17 protein-coding genes and 1 pseudogene are annotated in these 18465 nt (G+C 70.9%); 3 read left to right on the plus strand and 15 right to left on the minus strand.

All coding sequences use genetic code 11. The annotated features are described in order from the left end of the window. Nucleotides 1-3 precede the first annotated feature (3 nt). Nucleotides 4-1101, plus strand: a complete 1098-nt coding sequence (locus ACIBN2_RS37230; RefSeq protein ID WP_399141251.1) for a fatty acid desaturase family protein — start codon at nt 4-6, stop codon at nt 1099-1101. A 45-nt stretch (nt 1102-1146) separates the two neighbouring features. Here ACIBN2_RS37230 and ACIBN2_RS37235 read toward each other — a convergent pair whose 3' ends face one another. The 5 genes from ACIBN2_RS37235 to ACIBN2_RS37255 form a co-directional block, all read right to left on the minus strand. Then, a complete protein-coding gene (locus tag ACIBN2_RS37235) occupies nt 1147-2340 on the minus strand; it encodes an NAD(P)/FAD-dependent oxidoreductase (RefSeq protein WP_399141253.1) in 1194 nt (397 codons plus the stop codon). Nucleotides 2341-2416: 76 nt separating this feature from the next. Continuing rightward, the gene (locus ACIBN2_RS37240) at nt 2417-3346 is read right to left on the minus strand and encodes an RNA polymerase sigma-70 factor (RefSeq protein ID WP_399141255.1); all 930 of its coding nucleotides are present in this window, start codon (nt 3344-3346) and stop codon (nt 2417-2419) included. 2 nt (nt 3347-3348) lie between these two features. Next, on the minus strand, nt 3349-3717 hold the full coding sequence (locus ACIBN2_RS37245) for a DoxX family protein (RefSeq protein ID WP_399141257.1): 369 nt from the start codon (nt 3715-3717) through the stop codon (nt 3349-3351). A gap of 124 nt (nt 3718-3841) precedes the next feature. Then, nucleotides 3842-4234, minus strand: coding sequence for a nuclear transport factor 2 family protein (locus tag ACIBN2_RS37250; RefSeq protein WP_399141258.1), 393 nt, complete (start codon nt 4232-4234; stop codon nt 3842-3844). Nucleotides 4235-4505: 271 nt separating this feature from the next. Further along, nucleotides 4506-6302 (minus strand): AMP-dependent synthetase/ligase, encoded by a 1797-nt coding sequence (locus ACIBN2_RS37255; RefSeq protein ID WP_399141459.1) that lies wholly within the window; start codon nt 6300-6302, stop codon nt 4506-4508. A 189-nt stretch (nt 6303-6491) separates the two neighbouring features. Here ACIBN2_RS37255 and ACIBN2_RS37260 point away from each other — a divergent pair, with 189 nt between their 5' ends. After that, the gene (locus tag ACIBN2_RS37260) at nt 6492-7118 is read left to right on the plus strand and encodes a GNAT family N-acetyltransferase (protein ID WP_399141260.1); all 627 of its coding nucleotides are present in this window, start codon (nt 6492-6494) and stop codon (nt 7116-7118) included. Between the two features lie 70 nt (nt 7119-7188). Here the strand turns inward: ACIBN2_RS37260 and ACIBN2_RS37265 are convergent, their stop codons facing one another. Further along, nucleotides 7189-7479 carry a DUF1876 domain-containing protein gene (locus ACIBN2_RS37265; RefSeq protein ID WP_399141262.1) on the minus strand — a complete coding sequence of 97 codons (291 nt, stop codon included), beginning with the start codon at nt 7477-7479 and terminating at the stop codon, nt 7189-7191. 959 nt (nt 7480-8438) lie between these two features. Here ACIBN2_RS37265 and ACIBN2_RS37270 point away from each other — a divergent pair. Next, on the plus strand, nt 8439-8561 hold the full coding sequence (locus tag ACIBN2_RS37270) for an isochorismatase family protein (RefSeq protein WP_399141264.1): 123 nt from the start codon (nt 8439-8441) through the stop codon (nt 8559-8561). On the opposite strand, the gene ACIBN2_RS37275 is transcribed toward ACIBN2_RS37270, so the two are convergent. From ACIBN2_RS37275 to acsA, 9 genes and pseudogenes are all read right to left on the minus strand, one after another. Further along, a complete protein-coding gene (locus tag ACIBN2_RS37275) occupies nt 8533-8937 on the minus strand; it encodes a hypothetical protein (protein ID WP_399141265.1) in 405 nt (134 codons plus the stop codon). The two genes, ACIBN2_RS37270 and ACIBN2_RS37275, sit on opposite strands and share 29 nt — an antisense overlap. Before the next feature lie 295 nt (nt 8938-9232). Next, entirely contained in the window at nt 9233-11266 is a 2034-nt protein-coding gene (ftsH, locus tag ACIBN2_RS37280) for an ATP-dependent zinc metalloprotease FtsH (protein ID WP_399141267.1), read from the minus strand. Between the two features lie 25 nt (nt 11267-11291). Continuing rightward, nucleotides 11292-11489, minus strand: coding sequence for a hypothetical protein (locus tag ACIBN2_RS37285; RefSeq protein ID WP_399141269.1), 198 nt, complete (start codon nt 11487-11489; stop codon nt 11292-11294). Nucleotides 11490-11744: 255 nt separating this feature from the next. Next, nucleotides 11745-12479 (minus strand): annotated as a pseudogene (locus ACIBN2_RS37290) (sodium/proton-translocating pyrophosphatase); the annotation flags it as partial. Nucleotides 12480-12665: 186 nt separating this feature from the next. Beyond that, nucleotides 12666-12938 carry an acyl carrier protein gene (locus ACIBN2_RS37295; RefSeq protein ID WP_399141271.1) on the minus strand — a complete coding sequence of 91 codons (273 nt, stop codon included), beginning with the start codon at nt 12936-12938 and terminating at the stop codon, nt 12666-12668. 5 nt (nt 12939-12943) lie between these two features. Then, nucleotides 12944-14521: a 2-oxo acid dehydrogenase subunit E2 gene (locus tag ACIBN2_RS37300; RefSeq protein ID WP_399141273.1), complete on the minus strand. Its 1578-nt coding sequence runs from the start codon at nt 14519-14521 to the stop codon at nt 12944-12946. Then, nucleotides 14521-15585: an alpha-ketoacid dehydrogenase subunit beta gene (locus tag ACIBN2_RS37305; RefSeq protein ID WP_399141275.1), complete on the minus strand. Its 1065-nt coding sequence runs from the start codon at nt 15583-15585 to the stop codon at nt 14521-14523. Before ACIBN2_RS37305 ends, ACIBN2_RS37300 begins: the two co-directional genes overlap by 1 nt. After that, nucleotides 15582-16616, minus strand: coding sequence for a pyruvate dehydrogenase (acetyl-transferring) E1 component subunit alpha (pdhA, locus tag ACIBN2_RS37310; protein WP_399141277.1), 1035 nt, complete (start codon nt 16614-16616; stop codon nt 15582-15584). The genes ACIBN2_RS37305 and pdhA overlap by 4 nt, the downstream gene beginning before the upstream one ends. After that, nucleotides 16613-18415 (minus strand): acetate--CoA ligase, encoded by a 1803-nt coding sequence (gene acsA, locus ACIBN2_RS37315; RefSeq protein WP_399141279.1) that lies wholly within the window; start codon nt 18413-18415, stop codon nt 16613-16615. Before acsA ends, pdhA begins: the two co-directional genes overlap by 4 nt. Nucleotides 18416-18465 lie beyond the last annotated feature (50 nt).

Consider the following 18465-nt stretch of genomic DNA (forward strand, 5'->3'; position numbering starts at 1 on the left):
ACTGTGACCACTGACGTCAGCGACCGGAGCCCCGATCCGGCGGGCCAGACCGCGACAGCCGTACCCCCGCCCGGCAGCCGGGGCAGCGACTACGCCGCGCTCTCCCGCGAGGTGAGGCGGAGCGGGCTGCTGAAGCGGCGACCGGGCTACTACTCCGTCAAGGTCGGCGCGAACCTGCTGTTGCTGGTCGCCGGCTGGACCGCGTTCGCGCTGATCGGGCAGTCATGGTGGCAGCTGCTGACCGCCGCCTTCCTCGCGGTGATGTTCACCCAGACCGGGTTCATCGGCCACGACGCAGGACACCACCAGATCGCCGCCTCCAAACGCGTCAACAACCTGCTCGGCCGCGTGCACGCCGACCTGCTGATCGGCCTCAGCTACGGCTGGTGGATCACCAAGCACAACCGGCACCACTCCCATCCGAACCACGTCGACCGCGACCCGGACATCGCCGACGGCGCGGTCGCCTTCACCCAGGATCAGGCCCGCATCCGCAGCGGGGCGTACGCCTGGCTGGCCCGTCACCAGGCTTGGCTGTTCTTCCCGATGCTGCTCCTGGAAGGAGTCGCCCTGCACGTCGCCGGCGTACGGGCACTGCTCGACCGCACCGGCACCGCGACCTCGCGGGTGACCAAGCTGGCCGAAGCGGGACTGCTGACGGCGCATCTCGTCGGCTACCTCGCCGCGCTGTTCCTGGTCCTGTCCCCCGTCCAGGCCGTGTGCTTCCTCCTCGTGCATCAGGGGCTGTTCGGGCTCTACATGGGGTGCTCGTTCGCCCCCAACCACAAGGGCATGCCCATGTTCGCCAAGGACGACAAGATCGATTTCCTGCGCCGACAGGTACTGACCTCACGCAACATCCGCGGCCACCGGTTCACCGACTTCGCGCTCGGCGGGCTCAACTACCAGATCGAACACCACCTGTTCCCCTCCATGCCGCGCCCCAGCCTGCGCCACGCCCAAGAACTGGTGCGCGCCTACTGTGCCCGGCACGCCATCGCCTACCACGAGACCGGGCTCCTCGACTCCTACGTCCAGGTACTGCGGCACCTCCACGCGGTCGGCGACCCGCTGCGCCTGCGCCCCGAGCTGGAGTACTGATCACTTCGCCGTCGCGGGCCGTGGTGGGCCCAGGTTTGTTCGCCGTCAGGTCTGTGCTCTGCCCGCATGCGTCCTGCCGGCCTGGGGAGTGAGATGCCTGCGGCGCACGAGGGCAGGGCCCGGGTGGCGGAACAGGGTCTTGGCACCGTTGAGGGTGGCGTTCTTGTACGCGACGGCCTTGCGTCCGGTGAGGACGACGGGTTTCGGTGACTCGTCGGCATTGAGGAACTGGACCAGTCCGTGCCGTCGCCCCAGGCTGACGCACTCGTGGATGTAGCGGTAACGGAACCGGCGTGGTTCCCGGCCGGTCAGCCGCGCGGCGATGATGTCGGCAGCCCTGGGCCCGCTGAAGCCACCGGTGCGGCAGCCCATCGCGAGCTCGGACCCCCACGCACCGGAGACGGCCGCAGCGTCACCGATCACGTAGACGCCCGGATGGGACACCGACTCCAGCGTGCCGTCCACCAGGGCGCGGTCCTGACCGGTGACCGCGAGGCCGCTGACCCGGGCGAGCGGAGGGACCCGGAACCCGCCTGCCCACAGGCACAGGTCGAACGGGAGGCGGTCACCGTCGTCGAGCGCCAGCTCGTCCGCGCGCACCTCCTGGACGCGTGCACCGGTCCGGACCGTCACGCCCAACGCCTCGAAGGTTCGCGCCAGGTACGCCTGCGCCTTCGGCGACAGCCATGCGCCCGGCCGGGCGCCGCTGACCAGTGTCACCTGTAGGTCCGGGAAGCACTCGGCGACCTCGGCGGCGATCTCGATTCCGGTCAGGCCGCCGCCGCAGACGGCGACTTGGCCCTTCTGTCGCGCCAGGACCTGCAGGCGGCCGTTCACCTGGGCCGCCGCGTCGGTGCCGACGAGACTCCACGCATGTGTGGCGACTCCGGGCACGCCCGCGACGTCGATGTTGCTCCCCAAGGCGTACACCAGAGTGTCGTAGGGCATGAGGCGGGACTCACCGTCCGGGACCGTCGTCACGGTCCGCTCCTCGAGGTCGATGCCGACGACCGACCCGACCACCAGCTCTACTGACGTGTTGCGCAGATATCTCGCGACGGGCACGCGTTCGATCGCCTGGCCCGTCGCCAACTGGTGCAGGCGTGGACGTTCGACGAAGTCCGCGAAGGCCGTCACCAACTTCACCGACACCTCATCGCCGCGCACCTGCCGGGCGAGCCGCTTCGCTGCCACCAGACCCGCGTATCCGGCGCCCAGTACCAGCACCTTGTGCGTCATGACGAACCTCCCGTGTTCCGGCAACTCTCTCGGCTCTGAGACGCAGTGGCCGGGCGGGCCGTGACACACCGGGGGGCTATTCGTGTCGTGTCCGGTGCGTGCTGCGGCGGAGCGGATGGTCCGGTCCGGCCAGTGGTCCCAGGTGACCGAGCTTGTCCGGATTGAGGATCGAGTGGATGGTCCGCACCTTGCCGCCGACCACATCCACGGACAGGACGTCGAGGAGGGCGCCGGACGCGTCGCGCACGAGCACGCCGGGCTGGGCGTTCACCGTCGCGCGTTCGAGATGCAGGTCGAAGCGCTGCAGCGCCGTGGTCAACGCCACGAGCAGACGCAGAACCTTTTCGCGTCCGTACACCGGCTTGGGCAACGACGGGCCGCGTCCACCGCCGTCGCCGTACGTCACGACGTCCGCGGCCAGCATGTCGACCAGGCCTTCGAGATCACCGGTCTCGACGGCTGCGAAGAAGCGTTCGGCGAGTGTCGCGCGCTTCGCGAGCGGTGCCTCGAAGCGCGGCCGCCGCGCGTCGACGCGCCGCCGCGCACGCGCCGCAATCTGGCGGCAGTTGACCTCGCTCTTCCCTACGACCTCGCTGATGGACACGTACTCGAAGTCGAACACGTCGTGCAGCAGGAACACCGCGCGTTCGACAGGAGTCAGGTTCTCCAGCACGACCAGAAACGCCAGCGAGAGCGAGTCCGACAGGTCCGTCGCAGAACTCTCCTCGGCCACGACGGGCTCAGGAAGCCACGTACCGAAATAGCGCTCCCGGCGGACCCGGGCCAAGCGGAGATGGCTGATGCTCAGCCGGGACACGACGGTCGACAGGTACGACTTCATCGACTCGATCACGGTGCCGTCGGCGCGTGCCCGGTGCAGCCGGAGGAACGCCTCGGACACGATGTCCTCGGCGTCTGCGACGCTCCCCGTCATCCTGTACGCGATCGAGAACAGCAACGGACGGAGCCGCTGGTACTCCTCGACATCGCGGCTGGTATCGGTCACGGTCACATTCCCGGAAGCCGGCCGACGGCGACGACCGCCGCGACGACCAGAACGAATGAGGTGGCCGCGACGTTGCGCGGCTCGTGGAGCCGGGCATGTGCCGCGATGGCGCCGACCATGATCACCGCGAAACCCGCCGCAGCGAGCGGCGTGAGCACCGGCGCCGTGTCCATCAGCCTCGGCACGATGACACCGACCGCGCCGAGCAGCTCGCAGGACGCGACGAACCGGAGCAACGGCACCGGGAACACCGCCACCCCCGTCTGCCCCATCTCCAGCAGCTTCTCTCTCGACTGGGACACCTTGAGCGCCCCCGAATACACGAAGACCACCGCCAGCAGCGCCTGCCCCGTCCACAGCGCAACGTTCATCACGACCTCCCTGAAGTCAGCGTTCTCCCTCGGGACGCGACAGCGGCACCGAACGTGACACCAGCACGCTCCCGTGACCGGTCCCGGTGAGCACATCAGCCGCCTCATCCGGGCGCGCCGCCCGTCAGGTGGGCTGCCGGCCACTGCTCGCCGCATCAAGGCGGGCCTTCATCGCCTCGGCCAGCGCGTGCACGCCGGACATGGGGCGAATCATGACGAACAGCTCGTCGATCAGACCGGAATCGTCGAGGTGCAGGAAGTCGCATCCCTCGATCTCCTTGCCGCCCGCGCGCGCTCGGAAGACGAGCGCCAGGTCTCGTCCGTCCGGCGAGCCGATCTCCCGGGTGTAACGGAAGTCCTCAAGGACGTCCGCGACGGCGTACAGGAGCGGTGCGACGGCGTCCCTCCCGCGATAGGGCGTGAAGACGACGGGGCTGCGGAACTCGACGTCCGCCGCGAGCAGTGTCACGGCTGTGTCGACGTCGTGGCCTGCCATGGCGAGACCGAACGGGTGCATGTCCACCTCCGGGGAAGTCCGAACGGGGCTCAGCGGCCGGTGTTCTTCGTATCCACCACGGAAGACGCATCGGGGACCGCCTTCTGTGACATCCCGACGACGGCCTTCCGACCGAGGTCCCACGGCCGCCGCACGCCTGCTCCCGGCGCGCCACCGCAGGTCAGTCACCTGCGTACCGTCCTCGGCGTCCTCTGGTCGGCCGCACGCCGCGACCATCGGGCCAACGAGGTCGGCGTCCCTCCTCGAAGGACGGTTGGGTGCGCAAGCAGTGTCATGAATTGGGTCGGGCCTGTGCGTAGAGCGCCTCGATGTCCGCGGCGAACTTGGCGGCTACGTATCCGCGTCGCACTTTCTGCGAGGGTGTCAGTTCCTCGCCCACGGCGAACTCCCGGCTCAGGATGCGGAATCTCTTGATGGCCTCGGCCGCGGACACCATCTGGTTCACCTCGTCCACCGCGGCCTGGATGGCCGCCGTGAGCTCCGGGTCGTGGCGGAGTTCCGCGATGCCGGCTGCCGGCGGCCGGTTGTGTTCGCGCCGCCACACGGTGAGGAATTCGCGATCGAGGGTGATGAGGGCACTGATGTACGGCCGCTGGTCACCGACGAGCACGCATTGGTCGATCAGCCAGTGGGCCCGCAGCCGGTCCTCCAGCGGGGCGGGGGCGACATTCTTGCCCGCGGCGGTGATGATGAGGTCCTTCTTGCGGCCCGTGATGGTCAGATACCCGTCGTCCACCTCGCCCAGGTCACCGGTGCGGAACCAGCCATCGGGGTCGAACGCCTCATCCGTGGCCTGCTTGTCGTGCAGGTAGCCTCCGAAGACGTTCGGGCCCTTCACCAGCACTTCGCCTCCGGGACCCATGCGAACCGCGCAACCGGGCAGCGGACGACCGACGCTGCCGACACGCTGAGCGGCCGGCAGGTTGAGGGTCACCCCTGAGGTGGTCTCGGTCAGCCCCCAGCCCTCCAGAACGGTGACTCCGGCACCCCGCAGGAAGTGCCCGAGGCCGGCTCCCAGGGGTGCGCCGCCGCTGCACGCGTAGGCGACCCGGCCACCCAGCGCGGCCCGCAGCCTCCTGAACACCAGTTGGTCGTACACCCGGCGCCTGGCACGCAGCCAACGTCCCGGTCCGCCGTGGTCCAGCGACTCGCTGTAAGCGACAGCGGTGGCCTCGGCGGCACGGAACAGCCTCACGTGCCCGCCCGCCACGGCCGAGCGCTGCGCGGTGTTGCGCATCTTCTCGAACACGCGGGGGACGGCCAGCAGCAACGTGGGCCGATAGATCCGGAGTTCGGTGCTGAGGTTCTCGAGGTCGCTGGTGTGCGCGACCTGCGCACCGTTGTGCACGGCGGCGAGCGCGACGACCCGCGCGAGAACGTGGGCCGGCGGCAGGAACACCAGGATCGTGGTGCGGTCGGTCAGGACCTTCTCCTTGATCCCGTCGGCGAGGGCGACGTTGCGCACCTCGGCGACCAGATTGCCGTGGCTGATCAGGCAACCCCTGGGCCTGCCGGTCGTGCCGGAGGTGTAGACGATGGTCGCCGTCCCGTCGGCCCCGACCGAACGCCTCCGCCGCTCCAGCAGTTCCGGCGACACCGACCGGCCCAGCTCGGTGAGGTGCCCGAGTCCTCCGTCCATCCGCCACACCTGGTCCGCCGGGACCGCCCCGGTCCCGGCGACGACGCGGGCGCGTGCGTCGCCCTCGACGAACGCGGCCGTGGCGCCGCTGTCGCGCAGGATCCACGCGACCTGGTCCGGGGACGAGGTCTCGTACACGGGCACGGTAACCGCCCCGGCGGTCCAGATCGCGAAGTCGCACAGCATCCACTCGTAGCGCGAGGCCGACATCAACGCGATCCGGGCACCCGGCGCGATCCCGGCCGCGATCAAGCCCGCGGCCAGCGCCCGGACTTCGTCGGCGAACTCCTTGGAGGTGACGGTCCGCCAGACTCCGTCGACCTTACGGGCGAAAGCGGCGTGGTCGGGGCGCCGAAGGGCGTTGTCGACGATGTCATCGGTCGCGTTCACGCAAGGCGACGTCACGAACTTCGCCGGGGTGCGCCACATCACCGAATCCGATGGCTCATCCATATCCCCATACTTCCGGCCCGGTGAGCCTCCGCAAATGGGGCCAACAGCACCACATGAGGGTCCACCGGACCGGGACAGACCGGAGCTGGGCATCCCATCATGGGAGCACCCCCAAGGACCGGTTGGCGTGCCGGAAACCCGGGGTCCTGCGGACACGGAGCAGCGATGAGCCTTCAGCCCCATCCCGTAGACCCGCCACCGAACTACCCGCTCGCCTACGAACGCGAACTACGGCTCGCTGACGGCCGCCGCGTCGCGATCCGGCCGATCGTGCCCTCGGACGCGCCGGACCTGGCCGCGGCGATCCGGTCGGCGGACGCCGAAACGCTGTACGGCCGCTTCCTGGGCGGCCCGCCGCGCATCACTCCGGACCTGCTGACCCGGCTGACGAAGCTGGACTACATGCGCCGTTTCGCCCTGGTCGCGGCGGACGCCACCTGCGGACAGGGCATCGCCATCGCACGCTACGAGCGTCTGGACGACGGTGTCGCGGAGATCGCCGTCGCGGTGGACCCCGCCTGGCGCCGGGTCGGACTGGCGACCGCGATGGTGGAGATCCTCGCCCAGGCGGCACTGGAACGGCACATCCACAGCTTCAGCGCCTCCTATCTCGCCGACAACCGCCCGGTGGCGGCGCTGCTGTCCCTGTCCGACCTGACCCGTCCACGCGTGCTGGGACACGGACTGGCCGAGTCCGAGGTCGAGTTGGACCGCGCCAGCGTTGCCGCGGCCCTGCGGGCGATGAACACGGACCAGCGCGACGCTGGGCCGTCACGGCCTCCCGAACCGTGATCCCGGCCGGGCCGACCCGGCCGGGACGACGTGTGGGCGCCGCGGGACCTGCCCGCGGCGCCCATACCGGTCACATGGGCCAGCCGACCGACGGCCGAGACTCCGCCTCGGCCGCAGGCGCGCCCGTGTCGCCGATGTCCCGCTCGGCGGTCTCCACCAGTTGGCCGGCGAGGTCGTGCAGCGCCCGGCCCGCGGCAAGTTCATCACCGATCTCCGGCACGTCGGTGTCCCCCGGATTGCAGTGGGCCGTCCCATGGCCGGTGAGCGAGGTGGTACCCGTGTCCAGCACCACCCGTGCCTTCGTCGTCCCCTCCTCCTCGAAGAGGTAGAGGCGGATCTTCCATTCCACGGTGTGCGACATCGTGTCCTCCTCATCCAGATTCGGGTTGCCGCTCGACGTTGTGCCGGGTAGCCGGGGTCGCCGTTGGGCCGGGTAGCCGGGGTGGCCGCAGCGACGTCGCTCGTTCCCCCCAGACCGGCCATCTCGTGATCGTCGCGTCGGTCATCGGCCTCACCTCCGCACGTCCCCACTCCATGATCGGACGCCCGTAAGGCCCGGTCACGGGGCCGAAGGTCCTCGACCTGTTCCGGCCGGGCACGCAGGGCCCTGTCGACCGTACGACATCGTTGTCGGCAATCAGGTCCGCCCTCACACGATCGGGCAGTGCGCTCCGTGCGGCGGCGCGTGTGTGCACGAGCGGACTCGGGGCGACTGGACGTTCGCAAATCCGTCGGCGACCTCACCTCGTGCGAGGCGCCCGATGCAGCGGCAGATGAAGTGTCCGATGGGCCGGGGGGCCCTGCCTCAGTTCGGGGCCGTGGCGGGAGCCGATTCCTTCGTCCTCGCAACCGGCCCACATCGAGGGGTCGTCTGGCGTACGGGGGATGAAGACGACCTCGGGCTGCGCGGGGCTCTGACCCGACTCATCGGCCGCTGCGCTCTGCTGCAACAGGTCGAGGTCGTCCCGCAGATGGTCGGCGTCCGCCAGGGCCCGGCGGACGTCCGGGCCGTTCCCGAGATGGCTCTGGAGTCGATCCACCACTCGGGCCAAGTCGTCGAGAGCATGCCGAGCATGCACCAACTCGTCGTGAACCGACATCGGTCCCTCACCTCCGGCCGTGTTCGTGACGGCACGCTCCACGGTCCTCCGCGGCGCGCTTGGCCGTCGTCCTTCCATGGTGTCCAGCTCGGCGGGCTCTGCGTATGGGCCGTCAGGCCCCTCGTCCAAGGCCGAACAGCCGGGCCCTGCGGGTAGGCGTTATGACAGTCGGTCAGGACCGGCACGGGGTCCCGCCGAGGTCCGGTTCGTCGGGACCGACATGGACGCGCGGTCGCGGCGGACGAGCCGACGGGGTCTCGTCCTCGTCGGCTTCATGACGCACCCGTGCGTCAACTCCACGGCACGTGACGCCTTCAACCTACGTTGCCGGCCGACGGCGTGATCACCACGCAGGAGACCTCCTTCGCGGGGACGGCCGATCTCCTCGGCGCCGTGACCGGCGAAGCGGCTGCGCACGGCGTCGCCCCTCGTCCCGCCGGGATCAGGCCCTTGTCGGCCAGCAGTGCCTGCATCTGGCGCATGTGACGTCGGCTGGTGCCCTCGTCGGGCAGGATGAGATCCAACGGCACGGAGGCGTCGTCCGGCATCGGGGTGCCCAGATCGCGTACGGCTTCCAGCAGGGCCTGGACTCCGGCCACGCACTCCTCGTCGTCGCCGCACGCGGCGGCAGACTGCACCGCGGCGTCCAGTTCCCCCAGCACGCCCAGGTGGGCGTCGTCGATCTCATACTGGCCCTCGCCAAGGATCCGCGTGATCACGTCGGTGCCTCCTCGCACGTCCCTGTCCTCGGACGCCTTGTCCTTCTCGGCTTGGAGATCGCCCCGCCGGCCGTCGCGATCGACGTTTCGGCCCACATCGCCCGTTCCCGGAGCGCCTGGAGCCGGAGTCTTCTCGATCCCGACCTCCACGGTCCCCCTCCGTCACCCGCTCCGCATGGGTGCCAACGACCCTGCTGGTGTACCGAACGGCCCTCGTCCTCGGTCCGCTCGTCCATCCTGCCTCGGGCGCGAGGCCCCGGGCCGAGCCTGGCGACCCGGCGGATGTCGACGCGCGTCAAGGCGCGGCCGCTGGAGGCGTCCCCCCGGTTCCGTCCCCGCCGGGGGGAGGCGTGGCCGATGCGTGGCCGGTGCGATGTTGGGTTGGTTTCTTGGTGACAGTGACGCGGCGTGGTGCGATGGTCTCGCCGGGGGGGTGCGTGCTCGGAGGTTCGGTGCCCAGCAGGCCGTACACCGCCGTGCCGTCCACGGTCTCGTGTTTGACCAGCAGGTGGGCCAGTTCCTCCAGCTGGGCGCGGTGTCGGGTGAGCAGGTCGGTGGCGTGTTGTTCGGCCTCGCGCAGCAGGCGGGCGACCTCGGCGTCGATGGCGGCCTGGGTGGCCTCGGCGAAGGGGCGGCTGCTCATCGCGGCCCCGCCGCCCAGGAACACCGAGCCTCCCTGCGGGTACCCCACCGGCCCCAGCGCGCGCGAAAGCCCGAACTCGCGGACCATCTTGGTCGCCAGCTCGGTGGCACCCGCCAGGTCGTTGGCCGCGCCGGTGGAGCCCTGGCCCAGGACGACCAGCTCCGCGGCGCGCCCGCCCAGCCGGACCGCAAGCGTCTGACTCAGGAAGTCCTCACCGTACAAGTGACGCTCCACCAGCGGGAGTTGTTCGGTGACCCCGAGGGCCTGACCGGCGGGCAGGATGGTGACCTTGGCCACCGGGTCCGCGCTCGGCGACAGCGCGGCCACCAGCGCGTGCCCGGCCTCGTGCACGGCGACCGCCTCCTTCTCCGCGGGCAGCAGCACGTTCGAGCCCTCACGGCGGCCGAGCAGGATCCGGTCGCGGGCCGCGTCGAAGTCGTCCGCGGACAGTTCCGCACGCTCCGCCCGCACGGCGACGATGGCCGCCTCGTTGGCCAGATTGGCCAGGTCCGCGCCGGAGAAACCGGGCGTGCCGCGCGCCACCCGTTCCAGATCGACGTCGGCGCCGAGATGCTTGTCCTGGCAGTGCACGGCCAGGATCGCGGTGCGTTCGGCCAGGGTGGGCAGCGGGATGGTCACCTGCCGGTCGAAGCGTCCCGGGCGCAGCAGGGCGGGGTCCAGTACCTCGGGCCGGTTGGTGGCGGCCAGGACGACGATGCCCTCGGCGGCCTCGAACCCATCCATCTCCGCCAAAAGCTGGTTGAGGGTCTGCTCCCGCTCGTCGTTGGAGACCACCGCCCCCGCCGCCCCCCGGCGGCCGCCGAGCGCGTCGATCTCGTCGACGAAGACGATGACCGGCGCCCGCTTGCGGGCCTCGGCGAACAGGTCCCGCACCCGGGCGGCACCCACCCCGACGAACATCTCCACGAAGCTGGAGCCGACCACCGACAGGAACGGCACCTCCGCCTCCCCTGCCACCGCGCGGGCCAGCAGCGTCTTGCCGGTGCCGGGCGGGCCGACCATCAGCACTCCGCGCGGCGCCATCGCCCCGGCACGGCGGTACCGCTCGGGCCGCCGCAGGAAATCGACCACCTCCGCGATCTCCGACTTCACACCCACATACCCCGCGACATCGGCGAAAGTGGTCTGCGGTCGCTCCGCGTCGAACACCTTGACCCGGGACCTGCCCACCCCGCCCAACGCCCCGCTCATCTGCGCGGCCCCGCCCTTCGACAACCGCCGCCAGAACCAGAAGATCAACACCACCGGCCCCAGCAGCAGGATCCAGGACAGCACCTGGGAACCGGACGACGGCGCGGAGGACGGCTGGGACGCCGTCACCTCCACATGCTTCTTCTCCAGCCGGGTGAGCAGCTGGTCGCCGGCGAGCTGCACGGGGACCACGGTGGTGAAGCGGCGCCCGCTGGTGAGCGTGCCGTTCGTCTCCCCGTCACCCTTGATGGTGACGCTCTTGACCTTCCCGGCGTCGACGTCCGTGAGGAACGTCGAATACGTCAGGTTCACCTTCTGCGTCTGGGTGGACTGCAAGCCGGGCAGCACCGTCCACAGGCCGATGGCCAGGACGATCGCGAGCGGCCACAGCCAGTGCCGCCAGGCGGGCGGGGGCGGCGGCGCCGTGGGCGTCGGCCGGTCGCCTGGGGGTGGGGGCTGGGCCTTCTTGGTCATGGTGTCCTTCGTCCGCTCGGGCGGGTCACGGGGCCTTGGCGGTGGAGCGGGCGGTCCCGGTGCCGGACGTGGACGCGCACTGGGCGGAGTGGAAGTGGCGGGTGTGTCCTTCCGCTCCGCGGTGTGCGGGAGCCCCGTACCGGCTGATCCGCGTGCCGCAGACCGGGTCCGTGACCGTCTCCGCGGTGCGGTGCCGGTGGTGGGTTTGACGCCGGATGCTCATGTCGATCTCCTTCGCCCGGCAGAAGGGCGGCCGGTCGTCCCTTCCAATGTCACAACCGCGGCCGCCATCCAGTAGAGGCCCGCCGTCCCTGTGCAGGGGCCACCCGGCCCATGCTTCGCCGGTCGCGGAGGGAGGGACGTACACGGTCCCCGGCACGAGGCGGCCGGGCTGAGTTCACCTGCGCGCGGCGACTGTGCTCCGACGATATGACCGCCGGTTCGGACGCGTGGCATCGGGGACGACACGTCGGGTTCCGGCCATTCCGGCGCAGTCGCCCACGTTGTCCCCGACGTTGTCGGCGATCACCGCGGCGTTGCGCGGGTCGTCCTCCGGGATGCCCTGCTCCACCTTGCCCACCAGGTCCGCTCCGACACCGGTGGCCTTGGTGTAGATGCCGCCGCCCACCCGCATGAACATCGCCAGCAAGGCCTCGCCGAACCCGAAGCCTTCCAGCGCTCCGACCGCCCGGCCCCGGAAGATCAGCACGACCACGGCCGCGCCCAGCAGTCCCAGCCCGACCGTGAGCATCCCGGTCACCCCATCGGTGCGGAACGCCAGTTGCACCGCCCGCTTCTCGTTGCCCTCGCCCGCCGCGGCGGCCACACGTACGTTGCCGCGCACCGCCAGCCACATGCCCAGATAGCCGACGGTCGCCGAGAAGCAGGCACCCACCACGAAGAACACCGACCGACCGATACGCACCCCGGTGGTGTCGGCGGGCAGGAGCAGCAGCAGGAAAGGGATCAGCACCACGAAGGCGGCGAGCGTGCGGAACTGGCGCCCCAGACAGGACGCGGCGCCCTCCTGGACGCCCCGGGCGATCGTCTGCATCCGCTCGGTGCCCTGCCCTGCGGCCAGCACCCCGCGCAGCAGGCCACCTGCCACCGCCAAGGCCCCCAGCGCCACGATCCCGACGACCACCACCAGCACCAGGTCGCCACCGGACAGCGACACCGCACTTCCCCCAGCAGCAAGATCGATCGCAGGCATACGTCCTCCCTCGCCCACTCGGCACCGGCCGACACGAGCCCTCTCGGCCTGCGGCCCCACCGGCGGATCGGGCAGGGCCGACCGGGCCCCGGCGACGGTGCCGTTCGGGTCACACGGCGAGCCTCGTGGAATCGCCACCGGCTGCGCCGAGGCCACGAGATGACCCGCTGAGCCGACCGGTCGGGCTCAGGTGCCGAGCGGCCCCTGCCCGGTCCGGGTGACCAGGAACTCCACGGTGTCGGCCAGGGTGGTGAGTTCGGGATAGTCGTCCTCGTCGATGCGCACGCCCGTGCTTTCCTGGAGGATCTCCACCAGGCTCAGGAAGTCGAGCGAGTCGAGTTCCAGCACGTCGCGGAACTTGTCGTCCGGCCGGACCCGGGTGAAGTCGGCGTCGGGGACGATCCGTGTGATGGACTCCTTGACGACGATCAGCGCCTCGGTCGGGTTCAGGGGCTTCATCTGCGTCACAACTCCTCGGGTTTCTGCAACAGGCGGTCTGCCGACGTGAGGAAGCGCGCCCCGATCGCGCCGTCGGTGGCACGGTGATCGGCGGACAGGGTCGCGGTCACCACTGGGCGTACGCCGAGCAGACCGCCGGTGGCCCAGGGCCGTTCGACCACCGCGCCGAAGCCGACCAGGGCCACCTGGGGCGGGAAGATGACACCGAACACCGACTCCACGCCCTGATCGCCCAGGCTCGTGACGGTGAGGGTGGCGCCGGACAACTCGCTGCCGCGCAGCCGTCCCAGACGGGCCCGCTGCACAACGTCCTTGAGCGTGGCCATCAGGTCCTCGGGCGCGAGCGTGTCGGCGTCGTGGATCACGGGGGCGAGCAGGCCCCCGTCGCGCAGCGACACGGCGACGCCCAGATGCACTCCCGTTCCGGGGGTGAAAGCGCCGCGCTGCCAGAAGCCGTTGAGCTGCGGTACCTCGCGGGCCGCCACGGCGGCGGCCTTCAGCAGCAGGGCCGCGGGGACGAGCCGGTCGGAGGGCGGGCGGCCACGGTTGCGCCGGCGCAGCCAGTCGACGGCCGCGGTCAGGTCGACGGTGGTGGACAGGTAGTAGTGCGGGATCTCCCTCTTGGAGCGGCTCATGAGGTCGCCGACGGCACGCCGCATGGCAGCCGCGCGCTGCCCCTTGCTGCTCTCGGCGCGAGCAGGTGCGGGCCTTCGTTCCTCGGCTTGCCCGGCACTGCTGGCGGGCTGCAGGGCGTGCGGTTCGGCGGCGCCGCGTGCACGAACGCTCGCGTGCACGTCCGCGGCACGTACGACTCCGCCGTCGCTGGTGCCGTCCAACACACCGAGGTCGACGCCGAGTTCGCGGGCCAGCCGCCTGGCGTACGGCGTGGCCCGCACCCTGAGCGCGGGAGCGGGCGCGGCATGTGCGACGTCGGCCCGGGTGATCCGGCCGCCGCGTCCGGTGCCGTGCACGGACGTCAGATCGACGCCCGACTCCTCCGCGAGGTGCCGCACCAGCGGTCCCGCCCCGACGACGGGCTTCCCCTCGGCGGACCGTTTCACAGGCGGAGCCAGGTCAGGGGCCGCCACGAGCTCGGGCTCCCGCTCGCTCCTGCGCTCGACGGCAGTCGCGGGGGCAGGCTCGGGTTCTGTCTCCACGGTCGTACGGGGCGGTGGTTCCGCCGTGGCCCCGACGTGAGCGTGCCTCGGCGCGGCTTCCGCGGGAGCGGAAGGCCGGGCAGCTTTCGCCGACGCGATGTCCCGCGCGGCCTTCGTGGGGGCAGTCTTACGCTCGGCACGCGCCGACGTCTTTTCCCCGACGCCCTTCGCCGAAGCGGTCTCCGGCGCCGCCGCGCCCTCGATCACCGCGAGCGGCGTCCCCACCGGCACCCGCGTTCCGGGATCGACGAGCAGCCGCCCCACGGTGCCCGAGGCGAAGCACTCGACCTCGATGGCCGCCTTGTCGGTCTCCACGACCGCCACGACGTCGCCCTTGCGCACTCGGTCCCCGGGGCCGACCAGCCATTCCAGCAGCAGCCCCTCGTCCATGTCGGCGCCCAGCGAGGGCATGGTGAACTCGGCCATCAGCTCGCCCCCCTGCCGTCCGGCACCCGCCCTTCGTCGATGGTGAACGGGGCGGGGCCGACCGCACGGCGTACGGCCGCGACGATCCCGGCGACCTGCGGCAGCGCGGCCTCCTCCAGCTTGCGCGCGTACGGCATGGGCACCTCGGCGCTGCACACGCGTTCCACCGGGGCGTCGAGGTCGTAGAAGTTCTGCTCGGTGAGGCGTGCGGAGATCTCGGCGGCCAGGCTGCCGGTGCGCCAGCCCTCGTCGATCACGACGACCCGGTGCGTGCGGGCGACCGAGTCGCTGATCACGACGTCGTCCAGGGGACGCAGCGTGCGCAGGTCCACGACCTCGGCGCTGATCCCCCCGCCGGCCAGTTCGTCGGCCGCGTCCAGCGCCTTGGGCAGGGACCCGCCGTAGGTGATCAGGGAGACGTCGGTGCCGGGCCTGCGGATCGCGGCGTGGTCGATGTCGACCGGGCCGGCGTCGACCGGCAGGTCGCCCGAGGTGTTGTACAGACTGCCGTGCTCGAAGATCAGCACCGGGTCGGGGTCGGCGAGCGCCGGGGCCAGCATGTGGCGGGCGTCGGCGATGGTCGCCGGGGCCAGGACGCGCAGGCCGGGAATGTGCGCGTACCAGCCTTCCAGGCTGTGCGAGTGCTGGGCCGCCAGCTGCCGGCCGGCACCCGTGGTCATCCGGATGACGATCGGCACCGGCAGCTGGCCGCCCGACATGTGCAGCAGGGTGGCCGCGTTGTTGAGGATCTGGTCGAGCGCCAGCAGGCTGAAGTTGACCGTCATGATCTCGACGATCGGCCGCATTCCGGCCAGGGCCGCGCCGATGCCGGCGCCGACGAACGCGGACTCCGACAGCGGGGCATCGCGGATCCGTTCGGGGCCGAACTCCTCCAGCAGTCCCAGGCTGACGCCGAAGCAGCCGCCGTAGCGTCCCACGTCCTCCCCCATCAGGAACACCCGCTGGTCGGCGCGCATCGCTTCCCGGATCGCCTCGCGCATCGCTTCCCGGTAGGTGGTCTTCCGTTCGGCGGGATCACCGCTCGGAGTCCTGTTCGCGGTCATGGCCGGATCGCCTCCTCCGCAGGGCTGGTGACGAACTTCAGCAGGTCGTCGACGGACTCCTCCGGTGCCCGCTCCGCCGCCTCGACGGCGCCGTCGATCTCGGTGGAGATACGTTCCTCGACTGCGGCGAGCGCCTTGCCGGTGAGCGCGCCGTGCTCCCGCAGCTGCCGGGCGAGCAGTTCGATCGGGTCGCGCTCCTTCCAGCCCTCGATCTCGGCCTTGTCGCGGTAGCGGTCGGGGTCGTACATGGAGTGGGCGCGGAAGCGGTATGTGCGCATCTCCAGGAAGTGGGGGCCGGTTCCTGTGCGTATCCCTTCGGCGGCGCGCCGGGCCGCGTCCTCGACGGCGAGGACGTCCATGCCGTCGACGGCATAGGAGACCATGCCGTACGAGGCGGCCCGCAGCGCCAGATCGGTCTGGGCCTGGTGGCGCTGCAGGGCGGTGCCCATCGCGTACCTGTTGTTCTCGCAGACGAACAGCACAGGCAGTCTCCACAGCGCGGCGAGGTTGGCCGTCTCGTGGAACTCCCCCTCGGCGAAGGCGCCGTCGCCGAAGAAGCAGCAGGTGACGCGGGAGCGGCCGTTCATGCGATCAGCGAGGGCGAGTCCGGCGGCCAGCGGCAGGCCTCCGCCGACGATGGCGTTGCCGCCGTAGAAGCGGCGGCCCGCGTCGAACAGGTGCATGGAGCCGCCGCGGCCGCGGCTGCAGCCGGTGGTCTTCCCGAACATCTCCGCCATGATCGCCTCGGCGGGGACACCGCGGGCGAGCGCGTGTCCGTGTTCCCGGTACGTCGACACGACCGCGTCCTCGCCGGTGAGCGCCTCGTTGACGCCGACGGCGACGGCCTCCTCACCGATGTACAGGTGCATGAAGCCGCGGATGTGCGCGGCGCTGTAAAGCTCCACGCAGCGTTCCTCGAACCGGCGGATGCGCAGCATCGAACCGAGCAGGGCCAGCCGGTGTGCCGCCTGCTGTTTCGGGTAGGCCTTGGGCTTCGGCCCGGGCTTGCGCGCGGTGCGTGTGCCGCTCATGCGGAACCCTCCGTTCCCTCCAGGGTGGAGATGTCGCCCTCCGGCAGGCCGAGTTCGCGGGCCCGCAGCAGGCGGCGCATGACCTTGCCGCTGCGGGTGTGCGGCAGATGCTGGTCGAAGGCGATCTCACGGGGCGCGACGGCCGGCCCGAGCCGGCGCCGGGCGAAGGCCAGCAGCTCCTGCCGCGTCGCCGTGGTCGCCTCGAAGCCCGGTCGCAGGGTCACGAACGCCTTGACGATGTTCCCGGCGACGGGATCCGGCCGCCCGATCACCCCGGCCTCGGCGACCGCCTGATGCTCCATCAGGGCGCTCTCCACCTCGAACGGCCCGATGAGGTGCCCGGCGGACTTGATGACGTCGTCGGCGCGTCCGACGAACCAGTACCAGCCGTCGGCGTCACGCCGGACCAGGTCACCGGTGAGGTACCAGCCGCTCGCGAAGGCCGCCGCAGACCGCTCCGCGTCGTGCAGATAGCCGCGGAACATGGACGGCCACCCCGGTCGCAGCGCCAACTCGCCCTCCACATCCGGCTGTTCCAGCACCGTGACGTGTCCGTCGGCGACCTCGGCACGCCCGTCGTCGCCACGGCGCAACACCGCCGCCTCGACGCCGGGCAGCGGACGTCCCATCGAACCCGGCCGGATCTCGCAGCCCGCGAAGTTCGCGATCATGATCGCGCCGGTCTCGGTCTGCCACCAGTTGTCGTGCACCGGCAGCCCCAGAACGTCCCGGCCCCACAGCACGGCCTCCGGGTTGAGCGGCTCGCCGACCGACGCGATGAAGCGCAGCGCGCTCAGGTCGAAGGAGGCGGGAAGGTCGTACGGCCCGGTCCTCGGGGTCGTGCGCATCAGCATCCGCAGCGCTGTCGGGGCGGTGTACCAGACGCTGACCCGCTGTCCGGCGAGGATCCGGTACCAGCGCCGGGCATCGTAGTCACCCTCGTCGACCACGACCGTCACGCCGTGCATGAGCGGCGCGATGATCCCGTAGGACATGCCGGTCACCCATCCCGGGTCGGCCGTGCACCAGTAGACGTCCTGCGGGTGGAGGTCGAGGGCGTACAGCGCGGTCACGTAGTGCCCGACGGCTGCCTCGTGGACGTGGACGGCGCCCTTGGGCGTGCCCGTGGTGCCGCTGGTGAAGTGCAGCAGGGCCATGTCGTCGGGCGAGGTCGGCGGGATGGTGAAGTCGTCCGATGCGCCGGCCATGAGCGTGTCGTAGGAGAGCGTGCCGGGCAGTTCCTCCGCGCCCTCGCCGACGATCAGCACGTGGTCGAGTCCCGGGAGCCCGTCGCGCCGCTCGGCGGCCTTCCTGCGGTACAGCTCCGCGGTGGTGACCAGCACCCGGGCATCGCTCAGGCGCAGCCGCTGCGCCACGGGATCAGGTCCGAAGGCGGAGAACAGGGGACACAGCACACTGGTGTTCTTCAGGGTCCCGAGAACCACGGTGTACAGCTCGGGGCATCGTCCGAGCAGCGTGACGACGCGGTCGCCCCGGCCGATCCCGAGCGTGCGCAGCACGTTCGCGAACCGGGCGGTGGAGCGGGCCAGCTCGCCGTACGTCACCGTGGTCACGGAGTCGTCCCGGCCGACGCAGCGCAGTGCGACCGCCCCGGCCCGACCTGATTCGGCATGCTGGTCCACGGCCTCGTACGCGATGTTGAGGCCGCGTCCGCCGGGCAGGCCGTGGAGTCCGATGCGCGCATCGGACCAGGAGAACGCCGCGCAGACCTTGTCATAGTCGTCCAGATTGGGCGGGACTGGCGGCGGAGTGTCCTTGTAGATCGTTCCCCAGGGCATGGTGGCTCCCTTCCCTGCGGACTTTCTTCGACCATCCGCTCGGCGCCCAC

It is taken from the genome of Streptomyces sp. NPDC050534 (genome assembly GCF_044457745.1).
Taxonomy (GTDB): domain Bacteria; phylum Actinomycetota; class Actinomycetes; order Streptomycetales; family Streptomycetaceae; genus Streptomyces.